This is a genomic window from Litoribacterium kuwaitense (assembly GCF_011058155.1).
Classification (GTDB): Bacteria; Bacillota; Bacilli; order Bacillales; family DSM-28697; genus Litoribacterium; species Litoribacterium kuwaitense.
In genome coordinates this window covers 84,863-107,727 of sequence record NZ_JAALFC010000006.1, presented here as the reverse complement: position 1 = coordinate 107,727, position 22,865 = coordinate 84,863, and the positions used below count along the sequence as shown (strand labels likewise).

Genomic DNA, 22,865 nt, shown 5'->3' with positions numbered 1-22,865 from the left:
GCTGCTTTTTATATGTTACGGCTTTCTTTGATACGTCCACTTTCGATTGTGATTTGTGTTTTCAGGAAATGACTCTCCTGCTTTTAGCTTAACCGCTTTCGGGTCTTTAACCATACTGCCCGTTTCTCCAATTTCTACGTACATGCCATTGTTTGGCGCTTTCTGACCGGCGGTGAATTGACGATTTTGGCCCATGCGATACCCCTCCTTTCTTTGGAGTAGTATGTACCGCAAGCGCCGCTTTCATGAGGCGCTCGGAGCGTACGACTCGCCCTCATGAAAACGGATTCACCAAAAGTATGGAAGCGTAGAAACTGCCGTAAGCGCTGCTAATGGCAAAATTAATCGCCCTATGCCATACCCTCCGTAGCCGTATGGCGGACCATAAGGGGCATAGCCACCATAACCGTAACCTGGGCCGTAGCCACCATATCCTGGTCCATAGCCATACGGTGGTCTCCGCTCGTCATGTTCTTCGTATTCACTACCTTCCCTTTCCATCAACGGCATATCCATATACACATTCATTTCATCCACTTGCATAATGACACCTTCAAATGTCTTCCCACACTTCGTTTGCACTTGTACCATTTGATTTACGCGCTTTTGACATTTTTGGTACATCTTCTGTGTATTGTCCATAAAGCATCCCTCCTGCCTATAGCGTATTCAGCGAATGCCCTATGGTGAGTTGTCCACGGTTAATGATACAGTTCGATTTTATCATTCACGATAAAAAACGCGTTTTAAAGTGTTAACCTTATACACTCTAAAACGCGCATTTTTAATTTGACAGCAATGACGCAAGCAATGCTTTTTGGACGTGCAGCCGGTTTCCGGCCTCTTGGAAAACAGCGGAGTTTGGACCGTCGATTACGCCAGCAGTAACTTCTTCACCACGGTGTGCAGGTAAGCAGTGTAAAAATAGGAAATCGTCTTTTGCCGCAGCAACGAGCGTTTCATTGACTTGATAATCTTTAAACGCTTTTTCCCTTTCCTTTTGCTCTTCTTCCCAACCCATACTCGCCCAAACGTCGGTATAGACAGCGTCGGCTCCTGCTACTGCCTGTTCTGGACAATCGGTGACTAAAACGGAGCCTCCTGTTGAGGTCGCTATGTCTTGCGCCTCTTGAACAATTGCCACACTCGGCTGATATCCTTTTGGAGATGCAATGACACATTCCATTCCCATTTTTGCACAACCGATCATTAAGGAGTGGGCCATATTGTTTCCATCTCCGATATAGGCTAAACGTTTTCCTGCGAGAGCGCCGTGCACTTCGTAGATCGTCATTAAATCGGCCAGTACTTGACATGGATGATAATCATCAGTTAAGCCATTAATGACGGGAATCGCTGCATGCTCAGCCAATTCCTCCACCATCGCATGGCTAAACGTACGAATCATGACGCCATCGACATACTCACTAAAGACCTTCGCTGTATCGTAAATAGATTCTCCGCGACCTAGCTGAAGTTGATCACTCGTTAAGTTCAGCGCGTGTCCGCCCAAGTGCACCATGCCTGTTTCAAAAGAGATGCGCGTTCGCGTTGATGATTTTTCAAAAATCATTGCCAGGGTCTTGCCTTCGAGCAGGCGATGTGGCGTTCCTTGACGTTGCGCTTCTTTTAGAGCGATGCCTAAGTCAAGCAATGCTTGAATATCTGTAGGTTTGAGATCTTTTAATGTGAGCAGATCTTTTTTATCAAGCTTTACCGGCGTTAACGATTGTGCCGTATTCATCCTTCCACCCCCGTTGGCTGTTGTGTTTGTTGAAGCCATTCCTGAATGCTGTTGACGTTCATCGCTTTACTTGTTCTGCCTGTCAGAAAAGCAGATAAGGTACTTTCTTGACTAAAGATGTGAAGTCGATGCTTTAACGCCTTTTTTCTTTGCTCTGCTAATGATTGATTCAGCCCAACGTAAGCGAGTGCCTCTTTTTTTGTCACCCATTCATCAAAGCCGCCATATATAGCTTTGAGATTGGCCTTTTCAATAGAGTGTACCCATTGTTCTCTAATGTCTGCGGGCAAATCACCAACGTATACTTCAGAACGAACATTCGCCTTTGCATCTTCTTGCCAATGAAAGGCTTTAAAAAAGGCTTCTTCCTTCGTTTTTGCGATCGCGATTCCTTCCCCAGTCGATTGCATTTCAGGACCTACCAGTGGATCTAATCCATCTAATTTCCCAGTAGAAAATACGGGGAATTTCACCGTTGTGAATGGCGCTTCAGACAGTAGTCCAGTTTGGGAAACAAGCTCTCGCAATGGCTTACCGATTAGAACAGCAGTTGCAATTTGAATGAGGTGAACCCCAGTAACTTTACTGATCACAGGAACCGTTCGGCTAGCGCGTGGGTTTACTTCAAGCACATAAACGTGACCATTGTTAATGACAAACTGAATGTTCATAACACCTTTAAAGTTGGTGTTTGTGGCAATTTGGGCTGCTTGTCTTGCCATTTCTTCCTTCTCAGCATTTGTAAGTGTTAACGGCGGAAGGGCAGCCATACTGTCACCAGAATGCACACCCGCTTTTTCAATATGCTCAAAAATCGCCGGGATGACGACATCCTTTCCATCTGTAACGAGATCGATCTCTGCTTCTTTTCCTGCCATGTAAGCATCGATTAAGAGAGGATAACCTGCCTCTTCGTGCTCATCAGCAAAGAGTGACAGTGATTCGAGGTCGGTAAATATGTGCATTCCTTTTCCACCGATCACATATGAAGGACGGATAAGAACAGGGAAACCGATCGCCTGCGCCTTCGTCAGCAGAGCTTCTTTCGTATACACCGTTTCGCCAGGAATATGCGGTACATCAATGGACTGTAGATATTGATAAAACCGATCGCGATCTTCAAACATATCGATGCAGTCTTGGCTCGTACCTAAAATACGAAGACCAGCCTCTTCTAATCCAGCAACGAGACCAATGGCAGTTTGCCCGCCAAATTGGACAATCACATCGGTTGCTTGTTCAGCTTCAGCGACATGGAGTACATCTTCAACCGTTAAAGGTTCAAAATAGAGCTTATCCGCCATTTCGTAATCGGTACTAACCGTTTCTGGATTGTTATTTATCATAATGGTCTCGAAGCCCGCTTTTTGCAAAGCAAGGACACCGTGTACTGAGCTATAATCAAACTCAATTCCTTGACCAATCCGAATTGGACCAGATCCTAAAATAATGACTTTTGGTTTTTGAGAGACATTGACTTCTGTCGTTCCGCGCCAGGTTGAATAAAAATACGGAGTGGCTGCTTCAAATTCAGCAGCGCACGTATCCACCATTTTATAAGCTGGCTGAATACCAAATGCTTTCCGTTTTTGTGCTACTTCTCCGAGTCCAGCCCCCCATACATTTGCCAACCATTCGTCCGATATACCGTAAGCTTTCAATTCGTACATCTCTTCTTGCGAAATGGTATTTAAGCTGCTGGCCTCTGCTTGTTTTTCGCGCTTTACCATGCGAGCGAACGCTGAAAGGAAAAATTGATCAATCTTTGTTTCTTCATAAATGGTGTCGATCGGCACCCCTCTATGGATGAGCTCAATGATCGCAAAGAAACGACGGTCATCTGCTTTCTTAACGATCACCCAAAGGTCATCATTCTGCCAATGTTGCAATGACTGCATGCGAAGACCATTTGTCGATAGCTCAAGTGAACGCACTGCTTTATGAATCGCCGCTTCGATATTACGGTCAATTGCCATGACCTCACCCGTTGCCTTCATTTGCGTTCCAAGTGAGCGATTCGCCTTTTGAAATTTATCAAATGGCCAGCACGGAAATTTCATGACGACATAATCGAGCGACGGCTCAAAGCTGGCAAACGTATGACCTGTGACCGGATTTTTCAATTCATGTAACCCATAGCCAAGACTGAGCTTCGCAGCGATGCGAGCGATTGGGTAGCCTGTTGCCTTTGACGCGAGGGCAGAAGAGCGACTGACGCGCGGGTTCACTTCGATTAAGTAATATTGCTTACTGTTTGGATCAAGGGCAAATTGAATATTACAACCGCCGATAATCCCGAGAGCATCGATAATTTTAATGCTTGCTTTCCGAAGCATTTGGTACTCACGATCGGTCAGTGTTTGTGAAGGGGCTGTAACTATGGAGTCCCCCGTATGAACACCTACCGGATCAATGTTTTCCATATTACAAATGGTAATACATGTGCCACATTGGTCGCGCATCACTTCATATTCAACTTCTTTAAAGCCGGCAATGCTTTTTTCAACGAGACATTGTGTAATGGGACTGGCGTGTAAACCTCCCGAAACGGTGTCTATATATTGTGCTTTATTTTCAGCAATGCCACCGCCCGATCCTCCAAGAGTGTAAGCTGGTCGAACAATAATTGGATAGCCTACATCATCAGCAAAAGCCAATGCTTCTTCTAAATTCGTTACGATCATACTTTGCGGTACAGGCTCGTTAAGCTCATTCATTAATGCGCGAAACGCTTCCCGATCTTCTCCTTGTTTGATCGATTCAATCGGGGTGCCAAGCAAACGCACACGATGCCGTTCAAGTACACCTTGACTGTCCAAGGCAAAAGCTAAATTCAACCCTGTCTGTCCGCCAAGCGTAGCTAAAAGTCCATCAGGCTTTTCTTTCTCAATAATCCGCTCAATGCTTTCAACCGTAAGGGGCTCAAAATATACTGCGTCTGCATTCGCCTCGTCAGTCATGATCGTAGCCGGATTGTTATTGACGAGAATCACCCGCACGCCTTCTTCCCTTAGGGCGAGACAGGCTTGCGCACCTGCATAATCAAACTCAGCAGCCTGCCCAATGACAATCGGACCTGATCCTATGACGAGTACACTTTGCACTGTTGTATCTTTAGGCATATACTTTCTCTCCTCTTACGGTGACCATCATCTGGTGAAATTCAGCAAACATCCAATCACTATCTGCTGGTCCTGGATTCGCTTCAGGGTGGAATTGTACCGAAATGATCGGCAATTGTTCATGGACCATTCCTTCTATAGAACCGTCATTGACGTTAACAAAACGGGTTGTAAATGAAGAATTAGCCATACTGTTTTCATTAACAACAAAGCTATGATTTTGCGAAGTCATAAACACTTTGTTTTTAAAATGATCAAAGACTGGCTGATTTGCCCCTCTATGACCAAATTTTAATTTATCCGTAGCTCCACCGTGCGCAAGCGCCATTAGTTGATGCCCTAGACAAATGGCTAACGACGGGTACATCTCTGATAATGTTTTAAGCTTAGGAAGCATTGGTCCGAGCTGTTCCGGATCGCCTGGTCCGTTTGAAAAGACAATCCCATCCGGATGCAGCTGCTGAATATCTGCTAAAGTTGCCGTGTGAGGAACAACACTTACTTTACAGCCCATACTCGTTAGCTTCTCACGTATCGAATGCTTATAGCCAAAGTCTAGCAAGACGACATGAGCGCCATCACCTGGATAGGTTTCGATCGCACGCACAGAAGTTTCAAATGCTAAATGCTGCTCCTCAATTGTTTTGTATCCTTCCCATTGGGGATCAGGTTTCGGACTAAGCTCGCCCCCCATCATCCCTTCCGAGCGAATCGCTTTAACAATATCCCTCGTATCTGCATTTGCCAAAACTGGGATGCCTCGTTCAGCCAAGAAGGCATGAAAGGGTTTGACACTTTCATAGTGAAACCCATCTTCGCTTAGCTCACCAATGATTGCTCCTGTAATTTGAATATCTTTACTTTCCATATCAGTGGCGTTAATTCCGTAATTACCGATTAAAGGATAGGTAAAAACGACAATTTGCCCACGAAAGGAAGGGTCGGTAATGACTTCTTGATAGCCGGTCATCCCTGTAAAAAACACGACTTCTCCTGTGACAGCTTTCGTGTCTGTGATCCAAGTCCCTTCAAAGGTTGTATCATTGGCTAAATGTAAATACCCTTTCATGCATTCCACCTCTTCTTTCTCTGTTGCTATTACACAAGCTGCTCTGTTTCTTTATGCCAAGCAATCATCGTCTCTTTCAACGTCTTCACAAAATCTTCTAATAAATCCTCTGAAATAATCAGTGGGGGAAGTAAACGCAATACGTTTTCTCCAGCACTTAATGTCAAGAACCCTTTTTCTTGCAAGCGGGTTATCAATGGACTTACTGGCTTTTCCATTTCTATCCCAATCATTAAACCTTTTCCGCGAATGTCTTTAACAAGCGGATGATCGTGAAGTTCCTCTTTAAATTGGGCAATCCATGCTTCGCCTTTGGATGAAACAGCTTGAAGAAAGTCATCGTTCTTTACAATTGAAATGACTGCCGAAGCGGCTGCCATGGCGACAGGGTTTCCTCCAAAAGTCGTTCCATGACTCCCCGGAGAGAAGGCGTCTGCCAAAGAATGCTTGCCTAAGATTGCTCCTACTGGCAAGCCATTACTTAAGCCTTTAGCAACTGTAACGACATCGGGATCGATTCCTTCCGATTGATAAGCAAAAAACGAGCCAGTTCGGCCAATGCCTGTTTGGACTTCGTCAATGATCAAAAGGGCACCGTTATTTTGACATGCTTCCTCTACCGCTTTTAAATAGGCTGAAGAGGCTAACCGAACACCGCTTTCACCTTGAATGACTTCAAGCATCACTGCCGCTGTATTGTCGTCCACTGCTTCGTGAAGCGCACTGATATCTTCTAGCGGAATATGAACAAATTCTGTAAGCATAGGTCCAAAGCCAGCTTTAATTTTATCTTGTCCCGTTGCTGCCATCGCTCCGAACGTCCGACCATGAAACGATTGCTGGAGGGTCACAATTTTCGTGCGTCCAGTATGCTTTTTTGCTAACTTAATCGCGCCCTCATTGGCTTCCGCGCCTGAATTACAAAAGAAAGCAAGGTCCAGCTCCGTATTTTCTGTTAACTGGGTGGCAACCTTCTCCTGTAAGCTGCTTTCAAATAAGTTAGACGTATGCCAATATTGCTTTAACTGCTTTTCCACTGCCGCTAAAACATCTGGATGACAATGCCCAACGTTGACAACTCCAAGCCCAGATGTTAAATCAACGTAAGTCTTTTCATTTGTATCTGTCATTGTTGCAGCTTCAGCAGCTTGAATTTCAATGGGCCACCGACCGTATGTCTTAAAAAGATGACTCATCTTACGACCTCCAGACTACGTGTAATTGTCGTTCCACAAATTCCGTTTTGACTATGATTTTGTGCCCCTTGAACGATAGCAACCTCTTTCAACGATCCTTTTAAGGTGGCTAAAGCTGCTTTTACTTTTGGGATCATTCCTCCATAAATCGTGCCATCAGTCATCAGCTGCTCTACATCCGTCTCTGTCAATTCTTGGATGACCTGCCCATCTTTCATAATACCCGGAACGTCGGTCACAAACATCATTTGCTCAGCCTGTAAAGCATTGGCAATGGCACTTGCTGCTGTATCGGCGTTGATATTGTAATGAATGCCTTCACTGTCAACACCGAGGGGTGCAATCACTGGCACGATGCAGTCATCGATTAACCCTTCTAAGACATTCGTTTGCACATGCTTAACGTCGCCGACGTAGCCGAGCAGCTCTCTATTAATTGCTTGGCATTGAAGCATCCCGCCGTCACACCCAGCAAGCCCTGAAGCATCAATGCCACATGTTCTTAGCTTCGTCACGAGTCGCTTATTCACCCGACCGGCTAAAACCATCTCAACAACTTCCATCACAGATGCGGTCGTTTTTCTTAATCCTTCATGAAACTCTGTTTTAATCGCCATTTTCTCAAGCACGCTCTCAATGTCAGGACCGCCACCGTGGACAATAACAGGCTGCTTTCCATCCATCTGCAATTGCTTAACCCCTTGAAAAAAGCAATCTGATAAGTTATCCAGCGTACTTCCTCCACACTTGATTACAACGATAGGTCGCGTCATGCTCCTCCGCCCCTTTTACGTTCGATAGCTTGCATTTATTTTAATGTAGTCATACGTTAAGTCGCATCCCCATGCTTTAGCACATGCATTCCCAACATGTAAATCCACTTTAATCGTCACTTGTTCTTCTTTAAGATAAGCTGAAGCTTGTTCTTCTGAAAAATGAAGGGGACGGCTTTCTTTCAGCATTTGAATCGGGCCTATCCAGACATCGACTTTTTCTGGATCAATCGTTGCCGAACTCTGTCCAATGGCTTGAATGATTCGTCCCCAATTTGCATCAGCACCGTAAACGGCTGTTTTTACGAGGTCAGAGCCGACGATTCTTTTAGCAATCACACCAGCTTCGTTTTCGGTCGCTGCCCCGTCAACCTCTACCTCGATCAGCTTGGTCGCCCCTTCACCGTCGCGGGCAACCATTTTCGATAGGTCCTCTGACACTCGTCGTAATCCTTCAACAAATATGTCCCACTCCTCATGATCAGTTGTCAGCTCGTCGTTTTCAGCCTGACCATTTGCCATGACTAAGACCATATCGTTTGTAGACGTTTCACCGTCAACGGTAATGCGATTGAATGTCTTATCTGTCACTTCTTTTAAAGCTTGATTCAGTGCAGGCAAAGCGATATTTGCATCGGTTGTTATAAAAGAAAGCATCGTTGCCATATTCGGGTTGATCATTCCAGAGCCTTTCGCAGATCCACCAATCGTTACCGTCTTCCCGTCGATTTCCATTGTCCAGCACGCCGATTTCACCTTTAAATCTGTCGTTAAAATGGCCTGGTTAAATGATGCAGCGCTATGATCTCCAGATTCTGGCTGCAGCTGGGCCATTCCCGCACGCATTTTTTCCATTGGGATGAGTTCTCCAATGACGCCTGTCGATGCGACAGCGACGTAATGATCAGGTATGCGTAAATGGCTTGCCGCTAACCCCCTCATCTCATACGCATCATCTTCTCCACGCTTTCCTGTGCAAGCGTTGGCAAACGCCGAATTAACAACAACCGCTTGCAGGAGTCCTTCTTCTGAAATGCTTTCTTTCGTTACTTTAATGGGTGCAGCCGGAAAATGATTCAATGTATACACTGCTGCACTCGTGGCAGGTGTTTCTGAATAAATGACACCAAGGTCATTTCGTTTATATTTAAACCCAGCGTGAATACCTGCCGCCTTGAAGCCTTTTGGCGATGTAATGCTTCCGGTTTCTTGATGGGTCAGGGCTGTCGATGAAGTTAACATGGCAAAAATCCTTTCTTATGGATATACTGGCAGCAAGCGAAGTCCGTCCATTTCGTCAAAACCAAACATAAGGTTAAAATTGTGAACAGCCTGACCGGCCGCTCCTTTTACTAAATTATCAATCACCGAAACGATCGTTAATCGCCCCGTCCGCTCATCAAGCGTCAATCCAATATCACAATAGTTGGAACCATATACATCGCGGGTTGTTGGAAAATTTCCGTCGTCGCGCACTCTCACAAACGGAGCATCGCGGTACGCCTCTTCATAGACCGCTCGCACTTTTTCTAGCGTCGTACCTTTGTTTGTCAGAGAAGCGTACATCGTTGACATAATGCCTCTTGTCATTGGAACAAGATGTGTACTAAAAGTCACTGGCGGTACTTCAGAAGAATGATGTACCGTAGCAAGCATCTGTTCAATTTCAGGAATATGCTGATGCTGATTGACTTTATAAATTTTTAAGTTATCGTTCATTTCTGGAAAATGTGCGTTAGCTGAGGGCGTTCGACCAGCTCCTGAAACACCTGATTTCGCATCAATGATTAACGTTCCTAAATCAATGAGACCTTTTTTAACAACGGGAAGTAATCCGGTTAGAGCGGCCGTCGGATAACAACCTGGATTAGCAATAATTTTAGCTTTCTCAATGGCTGGCCTTGCCCATTCTGACAACCCGTAGACAGCTTCTTCAATCACTCGCTCAGGCGCTGGCTCGCGATGATACCATGCTTTATACTTCTCACGATCTTGAATGCGAAGATCTCCAGATAAGTCAATGATTTTCACTCCGGTGTCAAAAAGAAGTGGCGATATTTCTGCTGACACACCAGCAGGAGCCGCTAAAAAAACGACGTCACATTCTCTAGCCATTTCTTCTGGTTGAAATGATTTTAGAATAAGCGTTCCTTGCTGACCGCCAAGATGTGGATACGTTTTATGCAGCGGTTCTCCCTCTTTTGTTGTTGAATATACATGTATTTGCTTCACTTCTGGATGATGATGCAACAGCCTAATAAGCTCCACGCCTCCGTAACCTGTTGCACCTACAATTCCGACATTCATCTTTCTCTCTCCCTGCCCGTTCAATTTTTCTATATTTAAACCTTTATGTCTTTTAACGTTCATTTTATTGTATTGATAATTATACATGAGTTATGCGATGTTTCAACCGTTTTTACGTTTTTTTATACAAAGTTTTTTATATTTATCCGAATACCTATAAAAAAAACCTCCTTTCTAAGACATACATCTTAAAAAGGAGGAACCGTTATTCTAACCATCCATTAATCAGGGACACCGAGAGCAATTTTAGCCATCCTAGACATTTTGTCTTTGCCCCAAGGCGGATTCCAAACGATATTTACATCGACAGACTGTACTTCTGGAATTTCAGAAACAGCCGTTCTTACTTCATTTTCAATAACTCCGGCTAAAGGGCATCCCATCGCTGTCAACGTCATTGTGACAACAAGGTGGCCTTCATCATCTAAGTCCACATCATAAATTAAACCTAAATTCACAATGTCGATTCCTAATTCTGGGTCGATGACATTTTCCAAAGCGCCCATAATATTCTCTTTCATCGCTTCATCCATTACAACACGCTCCTTTCATGCATGTATTATAACACGCTATAAGAAAAGGAAAAAACCGGACGCTTAAAAGAACCCGACAAAACATCCCTTTATTCGACAGGAGACGCTAAAGGGATTTTCATAAATAAAACGAATATATCATATAATGGTCTAGATACTTTAGAGAGGAGTTGAAGGATGTTGCCTGATATTCAAGTATACCACTATACCGGTCACCGGATCGTGATCACGGATGTCCCTGCTGCCTCGAACGAAGAGCAGTCCTTTGCAATCCTTGCCAGCCTCCAAAAACAAATCGACGACCTGGAGCAAATTATGAAGCCACGTGCCTCATATCCATTCGGCTCTGAATTACACTCAAATGAATTACACCCAATTGCATAATGTCTGTGTTTCTTAGGAAGCACCTGGACGAAAACCAGGTGTTTTCAGCCTGCCGCCATACGCTTACATTCATCATTTTTCACGGACTGAGGCTCTATGAATGTCATATTTCGAATGCGAGCACAATCTGACAAGCCTTGCGAACTAAGACTGAGCATTTTTTAAACATCGCACCTTTGTTTTCTCTGCACACAACATTTCATTTAAATAAGATGGAAGTATGCTAAACCTCACCAAAAATGTAAGCGTTTCCTTTTTGAAACCGAACGCGAGGTCAGGTCGAGCGAGCCAACGTAATCAGATGAAAGCGTTCGGCCACAAGCTAAACACCTGGTCAAAAGACCAGGTGTACTCAATTGTGAATATTGTTTTGCGAATCTTGCTCTTGCGCGTTGAAATATTGTACGCCGAACTGCGCTCCTTCTGACACCATCTTATTGTCATCAATATCTTGCGGATCAGGGAAGCCAGCCTTGTCAATCGGTAAATTTTCTTGGGAACTAAGTGTATCCTTCATTTTTTGCGACCATTCGTTATACGTTTCCATCAGGCGTTCACGATTGTTCCGGTCTTTTAAAAGAACGACCGAGGCAGCAGCTGCACCAGCAGCTCCAACGGCTACAGTTGACCAAATGACACGTTTTCGATTCATACAAAAGCCTCCTTAAAGGATGTCTTATCTTGGTTAAAGTATTCCCCTTCATAAATAATTAAAACGTGCAATTACTGATCTATCCCCGGCAGTTGCAGCCTTTCCTGCAAGGAAGTAACAGTGGATTTTTCGTATGAAAACTTTAAAACGATAGACAATGTATAGGGAGGCAAGCCATTATGATTGCCAGGAGGCTAGAGCATGAGTCGGAAAAGCAAATCAAGGCGTTTTGTTCAGCAAGGAGCTCTGTCTGTGCATCAGCACGACCTTCGTTTCCCTTATCGAAGCACCTATAAGGAAGCTGAAGATAAAAACGAGGTGTAGCTCGCAAATATCCCGCTGCACACACTCAGGTGTTTACAATTTGAACAGCCTTAAAGCTTCATGACATTAAAAAGCCTAGATTGCTCTTACAATCCATTTGCAAAGCGGGGGAAAACCTCCCGCTTTGTATTTTGATTCCTTTTGTTTGCACGTCTGAAGCGACATGTTATGATGGATAAAATAATGCCTGCCATATGATGAGATGAAGGCAATCGAGGAGGAAAGATGATGCAAGCTCAAGCACAATATACCCCGAACCCTAATGCCGTAAAGTTTGTTGCGGATCAATCCTTATTTGAAGGGTCTAGAAGCATTCATGGAAAAAAAGGTGACGACATGTCTCATCCACTGCTTAAAGGCATTTTAGCTTTAGACGGCGTGGAAAGCATTATGGCATATGATGATTTCGTTTCAGTTAATAAGTCCGAACCAGCAAATTGGGAAGAACTTGAACCAGCGATTTTAGATGTATTTATTTCATACAACAAATAACTAAAAAGCTATGCACTAACAACTTCATTTATTGTACATAAAAAGAGTAGACAACACGAACCAACTTTGTCTACTCTTTTATTCTTATCATTCTTTATTGTTTTATTCTTGTTTAAATTGCTCTAAGCGGACGCTTTTTTCATCTCCAGCTTCATTTGAGAGTACGATCACTAATGAACCATTTTGCGGAAGGTCTGTTTCCTCAACGTTTACATCGAAGGAAAAAGCTGACCATCCCTCACTTTCAGCAAGCTCAGGGAAAGGTGTGCTTTCTAAAAGAACATTGTGTCCATCTTCAACAGCATATGAAAAAGGGCCTTGTTCTACAGCTACTTCACCTGACACTGTATAAGCGCCACTTTCTCCTTCAACTGAAATGTCCTTGAATACAGAGTGGTCTACTTCAGGAATTTCAATCTCCACAGGACCAGCGATCAGCTCAGAACCAATTGCTTCCCCATTCGCGGTATCTGCCATTAGCGTCGCCTGCATTTCGTAAGTGCCGCCTGGAACTCGCTCTCCTTCAGACGTAAGATCCCAATAAGGTGTCCAACGAACATCATTTTCAGCAGCGATCGTTGTCTCTTCCTGCGCTTGTGTAAAAGCTTCATCATCACTTGATTTATAAACGACATCGCCATTTTCATTCGTTACAATGACTTGAACGATTTCGCCCGAGCTACTTTCAAGAGTGATGTCCTCTGATGTGTTATTAGTAAGAATCACCCTTAGATCTGCACCACTTGTCCAAACATCGGGTGAGGCTTCGATTGCAAGCTGCTCTATGTCAGAAGCATCCTCAGACCCTTGCGCACCAGAATCTGTTGTTTCCTCTTGAGAAGCGGGATCCTCTTCTGTCTCAGTCACTTCCGTTTCTCCTGCACAAGCAGTCAGCGCCAAAATGGCCACTATAAAAACGATACTTTGCCACCATTGTTTCTTCATCATTTGTAGATCCTCCTTCATGACCTTCACAATTTTAGACGATGCTCATCTTAAAAAAGTTACAGCCCTGCTCTTTTTCATTAATCTTTGCGAAAAAACCCGAAGACGCTTGTCGTCTGAACTACATTCGTAAACGCGTTTGGATCGACTTCGCGAATCGTATGCTCTAAATCATACAGTTCGTACCGCGTAATGACCATGACCAGCATATTCTTATCCTCTTTAGAAAACGCACCTCGAGCTGGCACTGTGGTGATTCCACGAACTAACCGAGCATGAATTGCTGCCTCTAGCTCTTCTGCTTTAGAGGAGACAATCATGACCGTGAGCTTCTCATGCCGTGTATGGATGACATCGATCACCCGTGTCGTGGCATAAAGGGCGACAAGTGTGTATAGGGCTTTTTCTGGCTCAAAATAAACACCTGCTATGACGATAATCAAGCTATTGAGGATAAAGAAATATGTACCGACAGGCTTGTCCTTCATACGCGATAACACCATGGCAATGATGTCCATTCCTCCGGTAGAAGCACCGAATTTCATCGTTAGCCCTACACCGATAGCAGAGGTCACTCCGCCAAACACAGAATACAATAAGATATCTTCAGTTTGCTCCACGATCGGAATAATTTCAAGGAAAAAAGTTAGCATAATGACGGACAAAAAACTATATATCGTAAATAGCTTCCCTACCTTTTTCCATCCTAAAATCGTAACTGGAATGTTGAGAATAAATAAGATGATACCTGTTAAGCCAGGCTGCTCTAGGATTGTCGCTATTAATTGAGATGCTCCAGAAAAGCCACTTGCATAGACGTTTGCTGGAATTAAAAAAACATTGAGCGCAATCGCATTGAGGAGAGCTCCAAAAATAATAATTAAAATTTTTCTTATTTCCGTCCACACCATAGGAGAATCGCCTCTTTTTCTGTGAAATCGAATGACCATGTATTATTATAGAAGCAGCCTTAAAATGAAAGCAATATTGAAGGCAGATGATTTAAGCATTAGAGTTGAATGTTGAATTATTTAATGCCTTTGTTACACTATTCATACAAACGACAGCTTTAAAAAACAGCTGGGATACAGGTGGTGAGAGCGTTGACAGTATTAATTACAGACAGTGCAAGTGACCTTCCACTAAAATGGTGTCAGGAAAACGATGTTAAGCTCCTATCTCTGCACGTACTTTTAAATGGAAAAGACTATCAGGAGCATCACGAAATCACATCGAAAGAAGTCTATGATGCGATGAGAAACGGCGCTGTGCCAAAAACAGCCCAAATACAACCAGATACATTTATCCAAACTTTTAAAGCGTGTGCGGAAAAAGGAGATGCTGTCATTTACATGGCTTTTTCTTCTGAACTTTCGGGCACATACCAAACAGCAGAGCTCGTTCACAAAGAATTACTCGAAGAATATCCTTCTTTTCAATTAACAATCATTGATTCTAAGTGTGCTTCTCTCGGTTTAGGGTTGCTCGTTCATCAAGCCGTCAAATGGCGAGACGAAGGTTTAGCTTACGACGAGCTTGTTAAACGTATTAGAAAACACCACAGCAGTATCGATCATATATTTACAGTGGATGATCTCGATTATTTGCAACGCGGCGGCCGAATCAGTAAAGCGGCAGCAATGATGGGTGGCTTACTTCATATAAAACCCATTCTTCATGCTGTCGAGGGTCGCCTCCTTCCATTAGAAAAAGTACGCGGAAACAAGAAGAAACTACAACGCATGCTTGATTTAATGGAAGAACGTGGTGTCCATTTAGGAGAACAAACAATTTTTATCAGTCATGCCGATGCGATTGATCAAGCAGAACTTTTTCGAAACGCGATTGAAGAACGATTTGGCACGACGTCGTTTGTCATCGAGTCCATCGGTTCAGTGATTGGCGCACACGTAGGCCCAGGAACGATCGCTATCTTTTATTTTAAAGAAACCGTAAAGTAATATACAAATACCTTGCTGAAATTTAAGAAGGTGCCAAAATGTAGACAAAGTCTTTCCTAAAAAGGCTGTGTCTGCATTTTTTAGTTCACGGGTTTCAACGAAATGATGCCGAGCATATGCTCATGAAAAAAGAATCCGAACGCGTCTGTCACAACCTACCGGCACCAAATTTTAACAAATCACTTTCTCCGGCGAGGTCGTAGTGCCAGTGTAAAGCACGTCGTCTATTTATTTGACAAGTCCCGTGCCAATAAAATGAGCTTGCATTTTCATTGATACCGTGTGTAAGATACTCAAGGGGGAGTTGTGATTTTTTAAGAAGTTGGTGTATAAAATGATCTCTAAACAAATTCCATGGACAACAATTTTTTCAGTCGTTTTTTTAATTCTTGTTTTACTGGTGACTTCAGCTTGTTCTCCAAATGGCGCGTCGTCTTCGGAGGAATTACCTGCAGACGAGACATACCAAACAGACGAGAAGCCGTCTAGTGCTGAAGAAGCCGCAGCTGAGCCTGCCGCTTCTGAACAAGAAGACAATGAAAACGCAGAACCACCACGTGAACAATCTGATCGACCCGTTTTTAACCCTGAAACCGATGTAGATGAAAATAATGTCATCACTGACCCAAACAGCACGCTCGTTTTAGTAAATAAAACGTATAAGCTGCCTGCTGATTATATTCCTGCTGATCTTGTCGAACCAGCAATAGATTTTCCTTTTACAGAGCAATTGCCTAAGCGTTTAATGCGTGAAGAAGCCGCGCGAGCAATTGAACCATTGTTTCAAGCAGCAAAAGACGAAGGGCTGCAGCTATTTGCAATTTCAGGATATCGCTCGTATGACCGACAAGAAACGATCTTCGCATCGAACGTTAATCGCTACGGTTCCGAAGAAGAAGCAAATGAAGTCAGTGCGATTCCCGGGGAAAGTGAACATCAAACAGGTTTAACGATGGATGTGTCAACCCCCTCTGTCAACAACACGCTTACAGAGGACTTTGCAGATACCCCTGAAGGGCAATGGTTGAAAGAAAATGCCCATCAGTTTGGATTTATTATACGTTTTCCAAAAGATAAAGTAGATATTACACAGTATAGTTACGAGCCATGGCATATTCGCTATGTCGGTGAAGAGCATGCTGAAAAGATCTACAACGAATCCATTACTTTAGAAGAATATTTACAAGCTCCAAGTACGATGTAAGAATGTGAACGTGTATGGAGATGAATGACATCGGTGCCCTTAGAGGTACCGATGTTTTTTGGTTTGTTTGGAAATGTGCCGATTCGGTAACACTAATTTAAACGCTATTTTAGGAGGAATCGGAATGCGTTCAAACGAATATCCCTTTTCAGCGCCCGCGCAGCACCAGCCTACCCAGCCTGGTTTAGAAAAAAACATGATGCCTCAACCTTTTTCAGACAACCCTGAGTATTTACCAGCTGGTAAGCTGCAAGGAAAAAATGCACTGATCACTGGTGGGGATAGCGGCATCGGAAAAGCTGTCGCGATCGCCTATGCGAAGGAAGGCGCCCACGTCGCCATCGTTTATTTAAATGAACACGAAGATGCACAAAGCGTACAAGCGGAAATTGAGAGCTATGGTGGTGAATGCCTTCTTATTCCAGGAGACGTCGGAGACGAAGCATTCGCCAAAGAAGCTGTAAACAGAACAATTGAAGCCTTTGGATCGCTACACATTCTCGTAAATAATGCCGCTGAACAACATCCGCAACAACGCTTTGAAGATATTACGAGTGACCAATTGGAGAAGACGTTTCGGACGAACATTTTTTCATGTTTCTATTTCACCCAAGCTGCCTTACCTTATTTAGCTGCTGGATGTACAATTATCAATACGTCGTCGATTACTGCATACAAAGGAAGTAAAGATTTAATCGACTACTCCGCAACTAAAGGGGCGATTACATCACTTACTCGTTCCCTGTCACAACAGCTTGTCGACCGAGGAATCCGAGTCAATGCCGTAGCTCCGGGACCGATCTGGACACCGCTGATCCCTGCATCCTTTGACGAGCAGAAAGTCGCAACCTTTGGAACAACGACACCAATGAAGCGACCAGGTCAGCCAGAAGAATTGGCTCCAGCTTATGTATACTTGGCTTGCGAAGACTCGTCTTATATGACTGGACAGGTTCTTCATATCAATGGTGGCTCCATGATTAACGGATAAACACTCTTTGCGACGATGTAAAAAAACGAGGTTGCTTTTTCGTCATAGCTCGTGTACAGTAATGAATAACAATTAAATCATACGTATTCTTTTTCTTATCCAGAGAGGTGAAGGGAAATGGCCCTATGAAGCCTCAGCAACCAGCCTATTGATTAGGCACGGTGCTACGTCCAGCAAGCAAATTTTGCTTGAAAGATGAGAAGAAGGATTTTTTTCTAAAAAAACTCCTTCTTTTTCTCATGAAGGGGTTTTTTCGTTGTTTTTTTCGCACTTTCGCTCGAAGACAGAGCGTTTGGCGGATGAGATGACGGATGCCCCCAACGCTATCTGACTGGATTCGTGCATCCAAGCGCCAGTCAGTAGCTTCCTAACAAATATAGACACATTACATTGAAGGAGGCATCCCTCATTGACAGAAAAAAAACTTGACACAACTTTTGCGCAAATTGGCAATCGCTCTGATACTGAAACAGGTACGGTCTCTCCGGCAATTTATTTATCTACTGCTTATCGACATGCAGGAATTGGAGAATCGACCGACTATGATTACTCACGTACAAAAACCCAACACGCGATGTTTTAGAAAAAGCCATCGCTGCTTTAGAAAGTGGTGAACGCGGGCTTGCCTTCTCATCTGGGATGGCCGCCATTCATGCCGTCATGTCTCTTTTTAAACCCGGAGATCACCTTGTCGTCTCAGAGGATCTTTACGGAGGAACTTACCGGCTTCTTGACAAATATGGACAAACGAACCACGGGATCACTTTTTCTAGTGTGCCTACCCACAATTTAAAAGAAGTGCAAAAAGCCATCACTCCGAAAACGAAAGCACTGTTTGTAGAGACACCGACAAATCCGTTGATGATTGAATCAGACCTGATCGAGCTCGGTTTTATCGCCCAAAAACACCGGCTAATATTCATTGTCGATAACACGTTTTTCACACCTTACTTACAGCATCCTCATTTATCTGGCGCTGATGTTGTCATTCATTCTGGGACGAAATATTTAGGTGGTCATAATGATGTCCTCGCTGGCTTAGTGACGGCTCGTGATGCAAAACTAGGACAACAGCTGGCCGATTACCAAAATGCCGCTGGAGCGGTGCTGTCTCCCTTTGATTGTTGGCTATTGATGAGAGGGATGAAAACATTGCCGCTCAGAATGCGACAGCATACGAAAAATGCGCAAGTTCTTGCCGATTTTCTTAAGACCCACCCCCTTGTGAGTCATGTTTTTTATCCTGGAAAAGGCGGGATGCTTTCCTTCCGTCTCACAGGTGAAGAGCTCATTGCACCATTTTTAAAATCACTCTCCTTGATTTGTTTTGCTGAGAGTCTCGGAGGCGTTGAGAGCTTTATTACGTATCCAGCGACACAGACGCACATGGACATTCCTGTAGAGGTTCGAAGTGCGTACGGTGTCTGCAATCGCCTCCTCCGCTTCTCTGTAGGGATTGAAGATGTTGAGGATTTAAAAAATGATTTGAACGCAGCCTTGCTAGAAGCATCTTCATCGCTACTAAAGGAGGAAAGCAAATGACTTTCATTGAAAAACTGCAAAAGCAACACGTGATTTTGGATGGGGCGATGGGAAGTTATCTATATGATGCCTACCAAATTACACATTGCTTTGAGCGTGTAAATTTGACCAACCCATCGTATGTGAAAGAGGTGCACCGTGCGTACGTAGATGCAGGTGCAGATGTGATTAAAACAAACACTTATGCAGCGAATGCCATTAAGCTGGCAAAGTACGGGCTTGAGGAACAAGTTGAAGACATCAATCGTGCAGCTGTTCGATTAGCAAAAGAAGCCGCCAAAGACCGTGATGTTTTTGTCGCAGGGACCATTGGTGGTATCCGTGATGTAACTAGGTCTGAAACAACCTTGGAAAAGATCGTCGCCACGTTTGAACAACAGGTCGATGCTCTCATTTCCGAAGGGGTCGATGCTCTGCTTTTCGAAACGTATTACGATGAAGAAGAATTACAAACAGTCGTCGCTTTAGCACGAAAGAAAACCAATATATTCATCATTGCTCAACTTTCTCTACAAGAGGCAGGTCGACTTCAAAATGGCAAGCCGCTAACGAAAGCACTCAAGCAACTAGCTTTGATTGGCGCTGACGTTGTTGGGATTAACTGCCGTCTTGGTCCATACCATACGATTGAAGCACTCAAAGGGGTCCCATTATTGCCGAACGTTTTCTTATCAGCAGCCCCGAATGCTGGCATGCCCGATGTACAAGATGGAAGACTCTTCTTCAAATCGCAGCCAGAATATTTCGGCGATTGTGCTCTTTCCTTGAGAAAGCAAGGGGTTCGTTTAATTGGCGGATGCTGTGGCACGACACCTGCCCATATTGCAGCGATGGCTTCTGCTGTTCAAGCATTAGAACCTGTCAGCGAAAAAACGATCGTTAAGCCACTTGTTGAAGAACCACCAAAACCATCTGTGTCACCATTAAGTGAAAAACCTTTACATCAGCTTGTACAAGAACGGACCTCTGTCATCGTAGAGTTGGATCCGCCTAAACATTTAGATGTTTCCGAGTATTTCAAAGGGGCTGTTGCACTGCATCATGCTGGTGTAGATGCGGTTACGATTGCTGACAACTCACTGGCGTCACCTCGCGTCTGTAACACTTCAATCGCGACAATTTTAAAGAATCAATACAATATTAAGCCGCTTGTTCACCTATCTTGCCGCGATCGAAACCTTATCGGTCTGCAATCTCATATTATGGGCCTTCATACATCTGGTATTCATGATATTTTGGGTGTGACAGGAGATCCGACGAAGCTAGGGGATTTTCCGGGAGCTACATCCGTTTACGATGTACAAAGCTTTGAATTAATTAAATTACTAAAACAATTTAACGAAGGTTTTTCTCCTTCAGGCAAGCCATTAAAAGAAAAAGCGCAGTTTTCAGTTGCTGGTGCATTTAACCCGAACGTTAAAAATATGGAGAAAGCGATCAAACGATTAGAAAAAAAGATCACTTATGGTGCCGATTATTTCATCTCTCAGCCTGTATTTAGTGAAGCGCAAATCAAAGAAGTTGCTGCAGCTGTTCAAACGCTTAGTGCCCCGATGTATATTGGTATTATGCCGCTCACCGGGTACCGTAACGCTGAATTTTTGCACCATGAAGTCCCTGGCATTAAACTGGCTGATGACACGAGAGCACGAATGGCTGCTTGTAAGGATGACCCGAAAGCGGCGCGGCGTGAAGGGCTGGCAATTGCTAAGCATTTGATCGATGTTGCCATGGATTTCTTTTCAGGCATTTATATCATCACGCCATTTCTTAAATACGATTGGTCGGTCGATCTTGTCGAGCACGCTTTATCTCATAACAAAGCGATTCCTCTTATAAAGCAAACATGAGTAGCAAATGACACTACTCATCGCGCAACATGCTAAAATATAGAAATTACTGGAAGCAGATCGATGTTTTGCCGGACATCTACCTTCCTGCCCACCTTTCTCTGTGTAGTCAAAGCTATGAAAAACTTTGCCTACACTTTTTTACGGAAAAAACTTTTGCCAAAGGCAGCCACTCCAAACTCTACAAGCCGTTTTTCACCATGTATAATGAAAGCACCTTTACTATAGATAGGATGTGTTAATGTTAATATGGCAAAGTTCTTTCACCCGCGATCATTATACATATTATTTCTTTTTTGGTATGTAAACGGTGTTTTCCTTTTAGGCTTTGATATCCTGCCATCATGGCTTGAATGGAGCAATGGCGTGTTTCTTGTGCTCGCTGGGTTGCTTGGCTGTGTTTACTTTTATTATATTTATCAAGCGGCCGGTCTTTGGTATAGCCTCTTAGTGTTTGTTCTTTCTATGGGGACCGAAGCGCTTGGTGTGAACTTCAACATATTATTTGGTTCATACAATTATCATGGTGCCTTTGGAATTGAGTGGGCTGGCGTTCCGGTAGGCATCGGCTTTGCTTGGATCATGGTCATGGCAACGTCTCATGCGCTCGCTAAACGAATTACGAGTGGGATGCGCTTTCAAACGATCGCCATTGCTCTATTTGGAACAGCGATTGCTGTTAGTATGGACCTTTTACTCGATCCTGTTTCCACGGTCAGGGGATATTGGACTTGGAATGAACCCGGCACTTACTATGACATCCCCCTGCAAAATTTTATAGGCTGGGCTGTGCTTTCTTTCTTTTTACACCTCATCAAAAGTATTTTTCTTTCTCCGCGTGAAGCTAATCACGTCTGGTGGGAGGAACGTATGGTATGGCTGTACACACTGATTGTCGGTTTTTTTGCCATGCTTGCCGTTCTCGAAGGTATTCCTGGGGCAGCCTTCCTCGTCATTGCCTTGACCGCATTATGGCTACTGCTTTATCTCAACGGCAGAAAGCGTGAGGTGAAGAATGATGAGAAAAGCAAACAAGCTCAAAGCATTTGAAGCAATATTTTCAATGATTGTTAGACGCATGCTCCAAAAACATTTCCAAAACATTTACGTAAGTACCGAAGTGCCAGCGTTGTCTCCACACAAGCCGACGCTGATCTACGCTAATCATTCAAACTGGTGGGATGGCCTCGTTTTATTTTATTTCAATCGCTATTGCCTCCAGACAGAAGCTTATATGATGATGCATGAAAAAGGACTGAAGCAACACCCTTACTTTTCCATGCTTGGTGCTTTTTCAGTAGATAAAACAAAGCCTAAAGATATCGTTAAAGCCCTGAACTATGCTAAAAAACAGCTTGATGAAGGGAAAGCTGTCTGGCTTTTTCCGCAAGGCGATGAATATCACCAAGATACACGACCACTCCATTTTGAACCTGGGTTAGCTTACTTAAGTACAATCACAGACACTACACCGCAAATCTTCTCAGTAGCACTGTATTATACATATTTGCATGAGCGTAAGCCTGTCTTATTTATTGATATTTCCGAAGAACTACAAAAAGACACTTGGGTGACATTGACCCGAAAAGAGCGGACCCGTTATTTTCAACAAGTGTTAACATTACAATTAAACGGTTTACAAGCATCGACGATTGAAAACGAAGCCAGCCACATGACACCATTCAAACAACTGTTGTGAGGTGATAATGATGACCGAAGGGCTCGTGTAGATCCTTGCGTGCTGTACAGTATGGACAATATTAAACAGTCTCTTTT

General features: G+C 43.8%; 22 protein-coding genes, 1 pseudogene and 1 riboswitch. Of the genes and pseudogenes, 10 read left to right on the top strand and 13 right to left on the bottom strand.

All coding sequences use genetic code 11. The annotated features are described in order from the left end of the window. Positions 1 to 15: 15 nt before the first annotated feature. The 10 genes from G4V62_RS06130 to G4V62_RS06085 form a co-directional block, all read right to left on the bottom strand. Positions 16 to 195, bottom strand: a complete 180-nt coding sequence (locus tag G4V62_RS06130) for a YjzC family protein (protein WP_165200250.1) — start codon at positions 193 to 195, stop codon at positions 16 to 18. Positions 196 to 288: 93 nt separating this feature from the next. After that, positions 289 to 642 (bottom strand): hypothetical protein, encoded by a 354-nt coding sequence (locus tag G4V62_RS06125; protein WP_165200087.1) that lies wholly within the window; start codon positions 640 to 642, stop codon positions 289 to 291. A 142-nt stretch (positions 643 to 784) separates the two neighbouring features. Continuing rightward, the gene (gene argF, locus G4V62_RS06120) at positions 785 to 1,744 is read right to left on the bottom strand and encodes an ornithine carbamoyltransferase (protein WP_165200248.1); all 960 of its coding nucleotides are present in this window, start codon (positions 1,742 to 1,744) and stop codon (positions 785 to 787) included. Beyond that, complete coding sequence (carB, locus tag G4V62_RS06115) at positions 1,741 to 4,866, bottom strand: carbamoyl-phosphate synthase (glutamine-hydrolyzing) large subunit (RefSeq protein WP_165200246.1); 3,126 nt, start codon at positions 4,864 to 4,866, stop codon at positions 1,741 to 1,743. The genes argF and carB overlap by 4 nt, the downstream gene beginning before the upstream one ends. Further along, positions 4,859 to 5,935 (bottom strand): carbamoyl phosphate synthase small subunit, encoded by a 1,077-nt coding sequence (locus G4V62_RS06110; RefSeq protein WP_165200244.1) that lies wholly within the window; start codon positions 5,933 to 5,935, stop codon positions 4,859 to 4,861. The genes carB and G4V62_RS06110 overlap by 8 nt, the downstream gene beginning before the upstream one ends. 29 nt (positions 5,936 to 5,964) lie before the next feature. Beyond that, the gene (gene argD / locus G4V62_RS06105; RefSeq protein WP_165200242.1) at positions 5,965 to 7,131 is read right to left on the bottom strand and encodes an acetylornithine transaminase; all 1,167 of its coding nucleotides are present in this window, start codon (positions 7,129 to 7,131) and stop codon (positions 5,965 to 5,967) included. Then, positions 7,128 to 7,904 (bottom strand): acetylglutamate kinase, encoded by a 777-nt coding sequence (gene argB, locus G4V62_RS06100; RefSeq protein ID WP_165200240.1) that lies wholly within the window; start codon positions 7,902 to 7,904, stop codon positions 7,128 to 7,130. The genes argD and argB overlap by 4 nt, the downstream gene beginning before the upstream one ends. A 15-nt stretch (positions 7,905 to 7,919) precedes the next feature. Further along, the gene (gene argJ, locus G4V62_RS06095; protein WP_165200238.1) at positions 7,920 to 9,146 is read right to left on the bottom strand and encodes a bifunctional ornithine acetyltransferase/N-acetylglutamate synthase; all 1,227 of its coding nucleotides are present in this window, start codon (positions 9,144 to 9,146) and stop codon (positions 7,920 to 7,922) included. 15 nt (positions 9,147 to 9,161) lie between these two features. Beyond that, the gene (argC, locus tag G4V62_RS06090) at positions 9,162 to 10,211 is read right to left on the bottom strand and encodes an N-acetyl-gamma-glutamyl-phosphate reductase (protein WP_165200236.1); all 1,050 of its coding nucleotides are present in this window, start codon (positions 10,209 to 10,211) and stop codon (positions 9,162 to 9,164) included. A gap of 221 nt (positions 10,212 to 10,432) precedes the next feature. Further along, entirely contained in the window at positions 10,433 to 10,744 is a 312-nt protein-coding gene (locus tag G4V62_RS06085) for a metal-sulfur cluster assembly factor (protein WP_165200234.1), read from the bottom strand. A 177-nt stretch (positions 10,745 to 10,921) separates the two neighbouring features. Here G4V62_RS06085 and G4V62_RS06080 point away from each other — a divergent pair, with 177 nt between their 5' ends. After that, positions 10,922 to 11,128 (top strand): hypothetical protein, encoded by a 207-nt coding sequence (locus tag G4V62_RS06080; RefSeq protein ID WP_165200232.1) that lies wholly within the window; start codon positions 10,922 to 10,924, stop codon positions 11,126 to 11,128. 352 nt (positions 11,129 to 11,480) lie between these two features. Here the strand turns inward: G4V62_RS06080 and G4V62_RS06075 are convergent, their stop codons facing one another. Then, positions 11,481 to 11,780: a YbyB family protein gene (locus G4V62_RS06075; protein ID WP_165200231.1), complete on the bottom strand. Its 300-nt coding sequence runs from the start codon at positions 11,778 to 11,780 to the stop codon at positions 11,481 to 11,483. 201 nt (positions 11,781 to 11,981) lie between these two features. Here G4V62_RS06075 and G4V62_RS06070 point away from each other — a divergent pair, with 201 nt between their 5' ends. Together G4V62_RS06070 and G4V62_RS06065 are read left to right on the top strand one after the other, a co-directional pair. Continuing rightward, entirely contained in the window at positions 11,982 to 12,104 is a 123-nt protein-coding gene (locus G4V62_RS06070; protein WP_165200229.1) for a competence protein, read from the top strand. 228 nt (positions 12,105 to 12,332) lie between these two features. Further along, positions 12,333 to 12,596, top strand: a complete 264-nt coding sequence (locus G4V62_RS06065) for a NifU N-terminal domain-containing protein (RefSeq protein WP_165200227.1) — start codon at positions 12,333 to 12,335, stop codon at positions 12,594 to 12,596. Between the two features lie 102 nt (positions 12,597 to 12,698). On the opposite strand, the gene G4V62_RS06060 is transcribed toward G4V62_RS06065, so the two are convergent. Together G4V62_RS06060 and G4V62_RS06055 are read right to left on the bottom strand one after the other, a co-directional pair. Then, positions 12,699 to 13,544 (bottom strand): BsuPI-related putative proteinase inhibitor, encoded by an 846-nt coding sequence (locus G4V62_RS06060; protein ID WP_165200225.1) that lies wholly within the window; start codon positions 13,542 to 13,544, stop codon positions 12,699 to 12,701. 77 nt (positions 13,545 to 13,621) lie between these two features. Then, positions 13,622 to 14,452: a YitT family protein gene (locus tag G4V62_RS06055; protein WP_165200223.1), complete on the bottom strand. Its 831-nt coding sequence runs from the start codon at positions 14,450 to 14,452 to the stop codon at positions 13,622 to 13,624. A gap of 183 nt (positions 14,453 to 14,635) precedes the next feature. Here G4V62_RS06055 and G4V62_RS06050 point away from each other — a divergent pair, with 183 nt between their 5' ends. The 7 genes and pseudogenes from G4V62_RS06050 to G4V62_RS06020 all read left to right on the top strand — a co-directional run bounded on the left by G4V62_RS06050 (position 14,636) and on the right by G4V62_RS06020 (position 22,788). After that, the gene (locus tag G4V62_RS06050) at positions 14,636 to 15,502 is read left to right on the top strand and encodes a DegV family protein (RefSeq protein WP_312855441.1); all 867 of its coding nucleotides are present in this window, start codon (positions 14,636 to 14,638) and stop codon (positions 15,500 to 15,502) included. A gap of 334 nt (positions 15,503 to 15,836) precedes the next feature. After that, positions 15,837 to 16,706 (top strand): M15 family metallopeptidase, encoded by an 870-nt coding sequence (locus G4V62_RS06045; protein WP_165200219.1) that lies wholly within the window; start codon positions 15,837 to 15,839, stop codon positions 16,704 to 16,706. 124 nt (positions 16,707 to 16,830) lie between these two features. Next, on the top strand, positions 16,831 to 17,697 hold the full coding sequence (locus G4V62_RS06040) for an SDR family oxidoreductase (RefSeq protein ID WP_165200217.1): 867 nt from the start codon (positions 16,831 to 16,833) through the stop codon (positions 17,695 to 17,697). Between the two features lie 92 nt (positions 17,698 to 17,789). Then, positions 17,790 to 17,899: riboswitch (SAM riboswitch) on the top strand. A gap of 207 nt (positions 17,900 to 18,106) precedes the next feature. Then, positions 18,107 to 19,239: pseudogene (locus G4V62_RS06035) on the top strand (methionine biosynthesis PLP-dependent protein). Continuing rightward, a complete protein-coding gene (locus tag G4V62_RS06030) occupies positions 19,236 to 21,089 on the top strand; it encodes a bifunctional homocysteine S-methyltransferase/methylenetetrahydrofolate reductase (protein ID WP_165200215.1) in 1,854 nt (617 codons plus the stop codon). The pseudogene G4V62_RS06035 and the gene G4V62_RS06030 overlap by 4 nt, the downstream one beginning before the upstream one ends. A 249-nt stretch (positions 21,090 to 21,338) precedes the next feature. Beyond that, positions 21,339 to 22,139: a carotenoid biosynthesis protein gene (locus tag G4V62_RS06025; protein ID WP_165200213.1), complete on the top strand. Its 801-nt coding sequence runs from the start codon at positions 21,339 to 21,341 to the stop codon at positions 22,137 to 22,139. Then, a complete protein-coding gene (locus G4V62_RS06020; protein ID WP_165200211.1) occupies positions 22,108 to 22,788 on the top strand; it encodes a lysophospholipid acyltransferase family protein in 681 nt (226 codons plus the stop codon). Before G4V62_RS06025 ends, G4V62_RS06020 begins: the two co-directional genes overlap by 32 nt. Positions 22,789 to 22,865: the final 77 nt, after the last annotated feature.